This window comes from Stenotrophomonas maltophilia group sp. Smal17 (assembly GCF_030237045.1).
Lineage (GTDB): Bacteria > Pseudomonadota > Gammaproteobacteria > Xanthomonadales > Xanthomonadaceae > Stenotrophomonas > Stenotrophomonas forensis.
Genome location: NZ_JASJSU010000129.1, coordinates 1 through 10,064, shown reverse-complemented (window position 1 = coordinate 10,064; position 10,064 = coordinate 1). Strand labels below are relative to the sequence as shown.

General features: G+C 67.1%; 9 protein-coding genes. 4 read left to right on the top strand and 5 right to left on the bottom strand.

Features of this window, described 5'->3' with window-relative positions; translation table 11 throughout:
• Positions 1 to 150: 150 nt before the first annotated feature.
• The 3 genes from QRO93_RS20345 to QRO93_RS20335 all read right to left on the bottom strand — a co-directional run bounded on the left by QRO93_RS20345 (position 151) and on the right by QRO93_RS20335 (position 2,830).
• Entirely contained in the window at positions 151 to 1,716 is a 1,566-nt protein-coding gene (locus QRO93_RS20345; protein ID WP_180880676.1) for a YdiU family protein, read from the bottom strand.
• A gap of 32 nt (positions 1,717 to 1,748) precedes the next feature.
• A complete protein-coding gene (locus QRO93_RS20340; RefSeq protein WP_053449507.1) occupies positions 1,749 to 2,438 on the bottom strand; it encodes a glutathione S-transferase family protein in 690 nt (229 codons plus the stop codon).
• Positions 2,439 to 2,620: 182 nt separating this feature from the next.
• Positions 2,621 to 2,830, bottom strand: a complete 210-nt coding sequence (locus QRO93_RS20335; protein WP_004153307.1) for a cold-shock protein — start codon at positions 2,828 to 2,830, stop codon at positions 2,621 to 2,623.
• Between the two features lie 301 nt (positions 2,831 to 3,131).
• On the opposite strand from QRO93_RS20335, the gene QRO93_RS20330 reads away from it, so the two are divergent.
• The gene (locus tag QRO93_RS20330) at positions 3,132 to 3,620 is read left to right on the top strand and encodes a YaiI/YqxD family protein (RefSeq protein WP_180880678.1); all 489 of its coding nucleotides are present in this window, start codon (positions 3,132 to 3,134) and stop codon (positions 3,618 to 3,620) included.
• 6 nt (positions 3,621 to 3,626) lie between these two features.
• On the opposite strand, the gene QRO93_RS20325 is transcribed toward QRO93_RS20330, so the two are convergent.
• Complete coding sequence (locus QRO93_RS20325; RefSeq protein ID WP_180880680.1) at positions 3,627 to 4,505, bottom strand: pseudouridine synthase; 879 nt, start codon at positions 4,503 to 4,505, stop codon at positions 3,627 to 3,629.
• A gap of 124 nt (positions 4,506 to 4,629) precedes the next feature.
• Between QRO93_RS20325 and QRO93_RS20320 the strand changes: the two genes are divergently transcribed.
• The 3 genes from QRO93_RS20320 (at position 4,630) to QRO93_RS20310 (ending at position 8,520) form a co-directional block, all read left to right on the top strand.
• Positions 4,630 to 5,178 (top strand): YaeQ family protein, encoded by a 549-nt coding sequence (locus tag QRO93_RS20320; protein ID WP_053449505.1) that lies wholly within the window; start codon positions 4,630 to 4,632, stop codon positions 5,176 to 5,178.
• Positions 5,175 to 6,359, top strand: a complete 1,185-nt coding sequence (locus QRO93_RS20315; protein WP_008265205.1) for an NAD(P)/FAD-dependent oxidoreductase — start codon at positions 5,175 to 5,177, stop codon at positions 6,357 to 6,359. The genes QRO93_RS20320 and QRO93_RS20315 overlap by 4 nt, the downstream gene beginning before the upstream one ends.
• 91 nt (positions 6,360 to 6,450) lie before the next feature.
• Positions 6,451 to 8,520, top strand: a complete 2,070-nt coding sequence (locus QRO93_RS20310; RefSeq protein ID WP_040009725.1) for an EAL domain-containing protein — start codon at positions 6,451 to 6,453, stop codon at positions 8,518 to 8,520.
• 71 nt (positions 8,521 to 8,591) lie between these two features.
• Here QRO93_RS20310 and fabV read toward each other — a convergent pair whose 3' ends face one another.
• Complete coding sequence (fabV, locus tag QRO93_RS20305; protein WP_053449503.1) at positions 8,592 to 9,851, bottom strand: enoyl-ACP reductase FabV; 1,260 nt, start codon at positions 9,849 to 9,851, stop codon at positions 8,592 to 8,594.
• Positions 9,852 to 10,064 lie beyond the last annotated feature (213 nt).

The following is a 10,064-nucleotide window of genomic DNA, read 5'->3' as shown; positions in this document are numbered from 1 at the left end:
CATGGATGGCGCCATCGAGCCCCCATGGATGGGTTTACGGCGTGTCCTGCAGCCCCACACCGCCCCGCCAGACCTTCAGCAATCCAGAGCCGCTTTGGCTTTGGCTGTTGCCTCTGCAGGTGCAGGGCGCAGCCCTGCCGAAACCCACCCTCAGGAACTGCAGGACAGCATCGAGCAGCCCGCGCGGTTGTCGGCCCAGGCCGGGCGCTTGCCGGCGAAGTGCTCGAGCCCGGCGCGTTCGGTATACGGGTCGCGCAGCACCTCCTGCAGGGCGTGCACGCCACCGAGGTCACCCTGCTCCGCGCGGTCGATCGCCTCCTGCGCCAGCCAGTTGCGCAGCACGTACAGCGGATTGGCTGCAGCCATCTTCATAGCGCGCTCGCTGGCCGACAGCGGATCGGCGCGCAACCGCGTCGCGTAGTCCTGCAGCCACTGCTGCAACGGCGCCCGCACCGCCTGCTGGCGCGTCTCGTCGTAGTACACCGCGTCCAGCACCGCCGCATCCGGTGCCGCCGGATCGATGCGCATCAGCGCGCGCCAGGCCAGGGTCATGTCCATCGCGCCGTCCTGCATCAGTTGCTGCCAGCGCAGGTAGAGCTGCAGGTCGTCGTCGTCGGCCGCGGCCAGGCCGAGCTTGGCGGCGGCATCGCGACGCGTGCATGCCACGAAGGTGGACTGGTAGGCGGCCAGACCGGCCTGCAGCGGTGCCACGTCGGCAAACAGCGGCGCCAGCGCCTGCGCCAACCGGCTCAGGTTCCAGTACGCCACCTGTGGCTGCGTACCAAAGCGGTAACGGCGGCCCTGCGCGTCGGTGGTGTTCGGCGTCCAGTCCGGGTCGAAGTCCTCGACCCAGCCGTAAGGGCCGTAATCGAGCGTGAGGCCGAGCACGGACAGGTTGTCGGTGTTCATCACGCCATGCACGAAACCCACGCGCATCCAGTGCGCGATCATCTCGGCGGTGCGCACCGCGATCTGCGCGAACCAGTCGCCATACAGCGCCTCGCCCTGCCCCTCCAGCTCGGGGAAATCGCGGGCGATGCAGGCATCCACCAGCAGCTGCAGCAACGCGGTTTCACCACGCGAAGCCGGCAGTTCGAACGAACCGAAACGCAGGAACGAGGGCGACACGCGGCACACGATGGCGCCAGGCTCGGCACGCGGATGGCCGTCATAGAACATGTCGCGCACCACGTCTTCGCCGGTGCCGACCAGCGACAACGCACGCGTGGTCGGCACGCCGAGGTGGTGCATCGCTTCGCTGCACAGGAATTCGCGGATCGACGAGCGCAGTACCGCGCGACCATCGGCACCGCGCGAATACGGCGTCGGGCCCGCGCCCTTCAGCTGCAGCTCCCAGTGACGGCCGTCGGGCGCAACCAGTTCACCCAGTGAGATCGCACGGCCATCGCCCAGTTGCCCGGCCCAGTGGCCGAACTGATGCCCGCCGTAGTTGGCCGCCCACGGCTGCATGCCGGCGTACAGCGCATTGCCGCCGAACACCTGCGCGAAACCTTCGCTCTCGACGTCAGCGGCATCGAAACCCAGCATCCTGGCCACCTCCGGCGACCACCCCAGCAGAGCGGGCGCTGCCACCGGCGTGGGCATCACCGGTGACCAGGCCGCGCCCAGCACTTCACGGCGGCGCGGGCCGGATTCGGGGTCACCCGGCAGACTGTGCAGCAGGCGGTTGTCGAAACGGGGGCTGTCGGTATCCATGGCCTTGAAGATGGGGGCGACCGCCGCCCGCCTCAATTGCCGCTGAGCGCCTGCAGGTGACCACCGTGGGCCTCGGCGCGCTGGTAGGCCGGGCGCTCGCCGATGCGCTTGAGGAAACCACGCAGTGCAGGCTTGTCGTCGAGGCCACCGCCACGTGCAGCGGCGGCCTGGATCGGGAAGCTCATCTGGATGTCGGCCGCGCTGAACCGCTCACCCGCAAACCATGGGCTTTCGGCGAGGCGGCGTTCCATCCAGTCCAGGTGCAGGCGCCGCTGCGGGCCAATGAAGCCCCGCTCGGCCTTGTCGGCAATGCTGCGCGCGATCGGGCGCGCGAAGAACGGCATCGGCGCGTTGCGGATGCGCCCCATCACCAGGGTCAGCAGCAACGGCGGCATCGCCGAGCCTTCGGCGTAGTGCAGCCAGTAGCGGTAGGCGATGCGCTCGGCGCCCTCGGCTGGCATCGCTGACGGCGACAGCTGGCGCTGGGTGTCGTAGCGGTCGGCAAGGTAGTCGAGGATCGCACCGGATTCGGCCAGCACCAGCTCGCCATCCTGCAGTACCGGCGACTTGCCGAGTGGATGCACGTTGCGCAGCTCGGGCGGCGCCAGCAGCGTTTTCGGATCGCGCGGATAGCGACGGAGCTCGTAGTCCAGCCCCAACTCTTCAAGCATCCACAGCACGCGCAGCGAACGGGAGTTTTCCAGGTGGTGGACGATGCGCATGAGGATGATCCTTGGGAAGACCTGCATCGTACCGCGCAGGATGCATACCCCTCGTAGAATCGAGCATGCTCGACTGTCGTTGCAAGCAGTCGAGCAAGCTCGACTCTACAAAACGGCGGGCAATAAAAAACGCCGGAAGCTTTCGCTTCCGGCGTTCTGGCTACCCAACGGTAGCAGACGGATTAGACCGCCTGCACCTGGTCAGCCTGCATACCCTTCTGACCCTGGACGGCGATGAAGGTAACCTTCTGGCCTTCCTGCAGGGTCTTGAAGCCGGTGCCCTGGATGGCACGGAAGTGCACAAACAGGTCCGGGCCGCTTTCCGGGGTGATGAAGCCGAAGCCCTTGGCGTCGTTGAACCACTTGACGGTGCCGGTCTGACGATCAGACATTTGACTAACTCCTGAAACACATGTTGAAAAAATCGCAGCCACCGGGTATCGGGGCCGAGACTGAGTTGCAGGCGTTGGTAAAGCGGATCGATGAGCGGATCGTGAGATCAACTGCACCAGGCCACGATTCACGGTGACCCTAGCAAACACAGTGGGACGAACGATACGCGTGTTTTCTGCAAAAAGCGATAGCCCGGACGTTCATGGGCAGGGCCCGCCCGCTAGGCGTGACAAGGGCTGGCAGCCGATCGTGGCTAACTCCGAGTCCCCATTCAGGTTTTTCCTACCCTACACTGGGTAAATGACTGAAGCTGAAACCCAAGCTGAACCCGCCCTCCCCCGCATCTGGGTGGATGCAGACGCCTGTCCTGGCGTCATTCGCGACATCCTGTTCCGGGCCGCTGAACGGGTCGGGATCGAGCTGACCCTGGTCGCCAACCAGTGGATCCGCACCCCGCCCTCGCGCTGGTTGCGCTCGATCCAGGTGCCGCAGGGCCTGGACGTGGCCGACAGTGCCATCGTCGAGCGGGTTGCCGCTGGCGACCTGGTGGTCACCCAGGACATCCCGCTGGCCGCGCTGGTGCTGGAGAAGAAGGCCGTCGCACTGAACCCGCGCGGCCAGCTGTACACCCCGAACAACATGGCCGAGCGGCTGTCGATGCGCAATTTCATGGAAGAGCTGCGCGGCGCCGGGGTCCAGACCGGGGGCCCGCCGCCCCTCGGCCCACGCGACCGGCAGCTGTTCGCCGCCGAACTGGACCGTTGGCTGGCCCGGCGTGCCGGCCGCTGAACGGCGCTACCCCGCCCGATCCGACAGGCACAGGCGGCGCTGGCTGCTGAACTGCCGCCGTTCCCCGCTGAGCGGGTCATCGAAGGCCAGCCCCTGTGCCAGCAGCTGCAGCGGCGGCTCGACCGCCCCCTCCGGGCGCGACCTCAGTTGCGGATACAGGTCATCGCCCTCGATCGGCGCGCCCAACGCGGCCATGTGCACGCGCAGCTGGTGCTTGCGGCCGGTCTCCGGCCGCAGCCGGTAGTGCCAGATCGGTCCCTCCGCCTCGATCAGCTCGATCCGGCTCCGCGCATTGGGCTCGCCCGGCACTTCGGCCATGCGGAAGAACGGCTCGCCCGGCACCAGCCGGCTATGCCGCTGCAGTGGGAACGCCACGCCCGGCAGGGCCGGTGCCAGTGCCTCATAGATCTTCTCGATGCGCCGTTCGCGGAACAGCCGCTGGTAGGCATCGCGTGAGGCCGACCGCGTGGAGAACAACACCAGCCCGGCCGTCAGTCGATCCAGGCGGTGCAGCGGCACCAGCTCGGGGTTGCCGGTGCGGGCAATCAGACGCGCCAGCAGGGTTTCGCGCACGTGCCGGCCGGCCGGCGTCACCGGCAGGAAGTGCGGCTTGTCGGCCACCAGCAGGTGCGCATCCAGATGGACGATGGCCTCGGCGAACGGAATCACCGGCTCGTCGGCCACCTCGCGGAAGTACTGGATCTCCAGCCCCACCTGCCAGGGCAGGTCCGGCGCCAGCGCCCTGCCCTGCGCGTCCTGCACGCGACCACGGGCGAAGCGGTCCTGCCATTGCGCGCGGTCGATGCGCGGGAAACGCGCGCACAGGCCATCGAGCAGGCTGGGCCAGTGGCCAGGCGGCAGCTGCAACCGGCTGGGAGGGGTCATCGCGTCCATTCCTGCGGTGGACAAGGACGGCAAGCGTGCCACGTTGACGCTCTGCCGACAGCCCGGCAACGGACACCCCAAGAGCAAACCTCTATCATTGTCCTCTTTAGTCCACGGATCCCCCATGGCTCTTACCGCCACCATCCGCAAGGCCGAACTACAGATCAGCGACATGGATCGCGGCTACTACGCGACCCACAACCTGACCCTGGCCCAGCACCCGTCCGAGACCGACGAGCGCCTGATGGTGCGCCTGCTCGCCTTCGCCCTCAACGCCGGTGATCGCCTCGAATTCGGCCGCGGCCTGAGCACCGATGACGAGCCCGACCTGTGGGAACACGACTACACCGGCGACATCCTGCAGTGGATCGACCTGGGCCATCCGGACGAATCGCGCATCCGCAAGGCCAGCAACCGCAGCCGCCAGGTGCAGGTGGTGAACTACGGTGGCAACGCCTCCGAGATCTGGTGGACCAAGCAGGGCAAGGGACTGGCGCGTTTCGACAACCTGTCGGTGGTCGACCTCGATGGTGCCTTCGTCGAGCAGTGGGGCCAGCAGATCCAGCGTGCGATGCGCTTCAGCGTGCTGATCCAGGATGGCGAAGTGCAGATTCTCAACGACCAGATCCAGCTCGACATCATCCCGAACTGGCGCAAGCGCGCCAAGGCATGAGCACGATCCGCTGCGATGTAGTGGTCATCGGCGCCGGCGCGGCCGGGCTGATGACTGCGATCACCGCCGGCCAGCGCGGCCGCCAGGTGCAGGTGATCGACCATGCCAACAAGATCGGCAAGAAGATCCTGATGTCTGGCGGTGGCCGCTGCAACTTCACCAACACCGGCACCACCCCGGCCAACTTCCTGTCGGCCAACCCGCACTTCTGCAAGTCGGCGCTGGCCCGCTACACGCCCTGGCATTTCATCGAGCTGGTCAGCAAGCACGGCATCGCCTACCACGAGAAGGAGCTGGGCCAGCTGTTCTGCGACGTCTCGTCCAAGCAGATCGTGAAGATGCTGGTGGACGAATGCCAGGCGGCTGGCGTGCAGGTCCGTACCGACTGCAGCGTGCAGCGCATCGAGCACGGCAGCGACGGCTTCCGCGTACACACCAGCCACGGCCTGTTCCACTGCGCCTCGCTGGTGGTCGCCACCGGCGGGCTGTCGATTCCCAGCATGGGTGCCACCGGTTTCGGCTATGAGATCGCACGCCAGTTCGGCCACGCGGTGCTGCCGACCCGCGCCGGGCTGGTGCCGCTGACGCTCAGCGGCAAGCACCAGGAACGGCTGGCCGAGCTCAGCGGTGTCGCCCTGCCGATCGAGGCGCGCTGCAACGGAAAGAGCTTCCAGAACTTCATGCTGCTGACCCATCGCGGCGTGAGCGGCCCGGCGATCCTGCAGATTTCGTCCTTCTGGCAACCCGGCGACGCGCTGGAACTGGACCTGCTGCCCGGCCAGGATGCGGGTGAGTGGCTGCGCCAGATGAAGCGCGAGCGGCCGGCCGCCGAGCTGCGCACGGTGCTGGGCGAGGTACTGCCCAAGCGGCTTGCGCAGCGCCTGTGCGAACACTGGCTGCCCGACCGCCCGGTGCGCCAGCTGGACGAGCCGGTGCTGCGCCAGGCCGCGCAGCTGCTGGGCGCGTTCCCGTTGGTGGCCAGCGGCACCGAAGGCTATCGCACCGCCGAGGTCACCCTGGGCGGCGTGGACACCGCCGAGGTTTCGTCCTCGACGATGGAATCCAGGCGCGTGCCCGGCCTGCACTTCGTTGGCGAGGTACTGGACGTGACCGGCTGGCTGGGCGGGTACAACTTCCAGTGGGCCTGGGCCAGCGGCCACGCGGCCGGCGGCGTGGTGTGAACCACATCGCCGTTCGATGCGCGCAAGGGGGGCGCGCATGGACGGTTCGGCGCGCATCGTGTATCTAGATTTGCAGATTGGGGAGCAGTGCATGCAGAACGCGAACGACATCACCATCCGCCTGCTGATCGTCGATGACAGCGGCGAGAATGCCGAAGCCATCGTCAGCGCCCTGCGCAACAGTGGCATCGCGGTGCGCCCGTGGCGCCCGCAGGATGCGGCCGAGCTGGCCCAGGTGCTGGACAGCCAGGCCATCGACCTGGTGCTGGCCTCGCCGTCGCCGGGCATTCCACTGCCGCTGGTGGCCCAGCACATCGCCGCCAGCGGCAAGGATATTCCGCTGGTGCTGCTGGCCGAGCGCATCGATGAGGACGAGCTGGTGCAGGCCAGCAGCCATGGCATCCGCGCCCTCGCCCTGCGCCAGCGCCCCGAGCATCTGCTGGCCGTGGTCCGCGACCAGTGGGTGGACCTGCAGGCCCGCCGTGGCCTGCGCCGCATCGAGGCACAGATGCGCGAAACCGAGCGCCGCTGCGACGCGCTGATCGCCTCCTCGCGCGACCCCATCGCCTATGTGCATGAAGGCATGCACATCCGGGCCAACGACGCCTATCTGGAGATGTTCGGCTACGAGCATTTCGACGACATCGAAGGCATTTCGCTGCTCGACATGGTCGCCGCGCAGCATGTGGAAGGCTTCAAGCAGCTGCTGAAAGGCCTCAGCCGTGGCGAAGCGCCGCCGCCGCAGTACCAGCTCGACGCCCGTCACGAAGATGGCAGCGCGTTCCCGGCAACGATGGAATTCACGGCGGCGACCTACGAGGGCGAATCCTGCCTGCAGGTGGTGCTCCGCCGCCGCATGGAATTCGATCCGGAGCTGGCACGCGAAGTTGAAGACCTGCGCCAGCGTGACCAGGTCACCGGCCTGCTCAACCGCCCGACCTTCATGCTGCAGCTGGAAAGCGCGGTGGCCCAGGCCGGTCGCAGCGAAGGCCAGTTCGGCCTGCTGTTGATCGAACCGGACCATTACGCACGCCTGCTCCCGGACATCGGCCTGGCCTCGGCCGACGCGCTGATCGGCGCGCTCGCCGCCCTGCTGGCCGAGGTGGTCGGCGAGGACGCGCAGCTGGCCCGCTTCGGCGAACACAACTTCGCCGTGCTGCAGGCTGGGCCCTATGCGCAGACCGTTGCGCTGGCCGAGCGCATCCGCGAAGCCTATGCCGCGCATGTCTTCAGCATCGGCGCACGCTCGGCCACGGTGACGGTCAGCATCGGCGGCGTGCAGGTGGGCGAGAAGATCGCCAGCATCGGCCAGGTGCTGGCACGTGCCAGCGAATGCACGCAGGCCGCTGCCGAGCTGGGCAATACCTGCCGCATCTTCGACCCCGCCGCTGCCGACCGCGTGGAGGAAGAGCGCGTGCTGCGCTGGGTGGCACGCATCCGTGAAGCGCTGGCCGGCGACGGCTTCCAGCTGCACTACCAGCCGGTGCTGAATCTGCAGGGCGAGCCGCTGGAACTGTACGAGGCCTACCTGCGCCTGGAGCACAACGGCGAGCTGCTGAGCCCGACCGCGTTTCTGGGCATTGCCGAGGAGCACGGGCTGCTGGCCGACATCAACCGCTGGGTGGTTTCGCGGGCCATCGCGGTGCTGGGCCAACGTGCGCGCGAAGGCCATGCCACCCAGGTGCTGGTGAAGGTCACCCCGGAATCGTTCGACGATCCGCAGATGATCGCCACCCTGCGCCGCGAACTGCAGGCACAGGGCGTGCCAGGCGAACGGCTGTGGCTGCATGCACCGGAAGCGAAGGTGTTCACCCATCTGCGCAGCGCGCAGCAGTTCCTTGCCGAGGTCGCGCCCCTGGGCTGCCGCATCGGCCTGGAGCAGTTCGGTTCGGGGCTGGATTCGTTCCAGTTGCTGGCCCACTTCCAGCCGCAGTTCCTCAAGCTGGACCGCGGTTTCACCAGCGATCTGGCCGCCACCCGCGAGAACATCGACCGCATCAGCCAGATCACCGCGCGTGCGCAGGAAGCCGGTATCCGCACCATCGCCGAGTTCGTCAGCGACGCCAATTCGATGACCCTGCTGTTCAGTGCCGGCGTGGACTATGTGCAGGGCGACTTCGTCGGCCCGGCCTTGCCGGAGATGGGGTTCGAGTTTGGTTGACCCACGGGGCTGCCGGCCAGCGGCCGGCACTACCCAACGAAAAGGCCGGCTTTCGCCGGCCTTTTCATTGATCAGGTCATGTCGACCAGATTCTCGATCCTGACGTCCGGATTGACGTCGGCTTCGTAGTCGACACCTTCCACGCCGAAACCGAACAGGCGCAGGAAGTCGGCCTTGTAGCCGGCCAGGTCGCTGATCTCGTACAGGTTCTCGTTGGTCACCTGCGGCCACAGCGCAACCACCTTGCCCTGCACGTCCGCGGCCATTTCCTTGTAGTCGGCACGCAGGCGGCCTTCCTCATCGACCAGCGCGACGGTGTGGCCATCGGCATCGACCAGGTCGTGGCGCAGGCGATCGACCGCCACGCCGTCAGCCTTGCCGCCGTAGAGGATGTCGTACAGCACGTCCAGCTGCTCGATGCAGCCTTCATGGGTGCCCTTTTCCTTCATCACCTTGAACAGCAGCGACAGGTACAGCGGCATGGTCGGAATGGCCGAGCTGGCCTGGGTGACCACGGCCTTCAGCACCGACACGCGCGCATCGCCACCGATCTTTGCCAGCTTCTCGCGCAGGCCCAGCACCTTGGTGTCCAGGTCCTTCTTGGCGGCACCGATCGAGCCATTCCAGTAGATGGCCTGGGTGATCTCTTCGCCCACGTAGGTGAAGGCGGTGGTGGTGCAGCCGTTGGCCAGCACACCGGCATCGGCCAGCGCATCGATCCACATCTGCCAGTCTTCACCGCCCATGACCGCGACGGTGCCGGCGATTTCTTCGGCGGTAGCCGGCTGCAGGTGGGTCTCGGTCAGCACTTCCTTGTCGGTATCCAGGCCACGCAGCGTGATCGGCTCACCGATCGGCTTCAGCGTGGAGCTGATGATTTCGCCGGTCTTCGGGTGCTTGCGGCGCGGTGCAGCCAGGCTGTAGACCACCTGGTCGACCTGGCCAAGATCGGCCTTGATCATCTCGATGGCCTTGGCCTTCACCTCATCGGAGAAGGCATCGCCGTTGATGCTCTTGGCGTACAGGCCGGCTTCGTCGGCGTACTTGTGGAACGCGGCCGAGTTGTACCAGCCGGCGGTGCCCGGCTTGGATTCGCTGCCCGGACGCTCGAAGAAGATGCCCAGGGTCGCCGCGCCGCTACCGAACGCCGCAGTGATGCGCGCCGCCAGGCCGTAGCCGGTGGAGGCACCAATGACCAGCACGCGCTTGGGGCCGTTCTGGATCGGCGGACGCGCGCGGATGTAGTCGATCTGCTGCTTGACCGCGGCCTCGCAGCCGGTCGGGTGGGTGGTGACGCAGATGAAGCCGCGGACACGCGGTTTGATGACCATGGATACCTCGGGTTGGCAGATGCGGCGCACGAGGCGCTCAGCAGGAATACGGGTGCGCGCCTGCGCGCGCGAACCGCAGGATCGTAGTGTGCGGGGGAAGATTGCACAACCGACGCTGGCGTAGGGTGGTTCTCTTTTCGCAGGGCTTGCAGCCCTGCACCCGCCGCAATCAACGTCAACGTCAAAGGCCGGCTATCCGGGGGTTGGCGGGGC

What these genes read in the sequence shown, in the direction of transcription:
- QRO93_RS20345 (WP_180880676.1), bottom strand. Translation starts at nt 1,716, where the DNA reads ATGGATACCGACAGCCCCCGTTTCGACAACCGCCTGCTGCACAGTCTG.
- QRO93_RS20340 (WP_053449507.1), bottom strand. Translation starts at nt 2,438, where the DNA reads ATGCGCATCGTCCACCACCTGGAAAACTCCCGTTCGCTGCGCGTGCTG.
- QRO93_RS20335 (WP_004153307.1), bottom strand. Translation starts at nt 2,830, where the DNA reads ATGTCTGATCGTCAGACCGGCACCGTCAAGTGGTTCAACGACGCCAAG.
- QRO93_RS20330 (WP_180880678.1), top strand. Translation starts at nt 3,132, where the DNA reads ATGACTGAAGCTGAAACCCAAGCTGAACCCGCCCTCCCCCGCATCTGG.
- QRO93_RS20325 (WP_180880680.1), bottom strand. Translation starts at nt 4,505, where the DNA reads ATGACCCCTCCCAGCCGGTTGCAGCTGCCGCCTGGCCACTGGCCCAGC.
- QRO93_RS20320 (WP_053449505.1), top strand. Translation starts at nt 4,630, where the DNA reads ATGGCTCTTACCGCCACCATCCGCAAGGCCGAACTACAGATCAGCGAC.
- QRO93_RS20315 (WP_008265205.1), top strand. Translation starts at nt 5,175, where the DNA reads ATGAGCACGATCCGCTGCGATGTAGTGGTCATCGGCGCCGGCGCGGCC.
- QRO93_RS20310 (WP_040009725.1), top strand. Translation starts at nt 6,451, where the DNA reads ATGCAGAACGCGAACGACATCACCATCCGCCTGCTGATCGTCGATGAC.
- fabV (WP_053449503.1), bottom strand. Translation starts at nt 9,851, where the DNA reads ATGGTCATCAAACCGCGTGTCCGCGGCTTCATCTGCGTCACCACCCAC.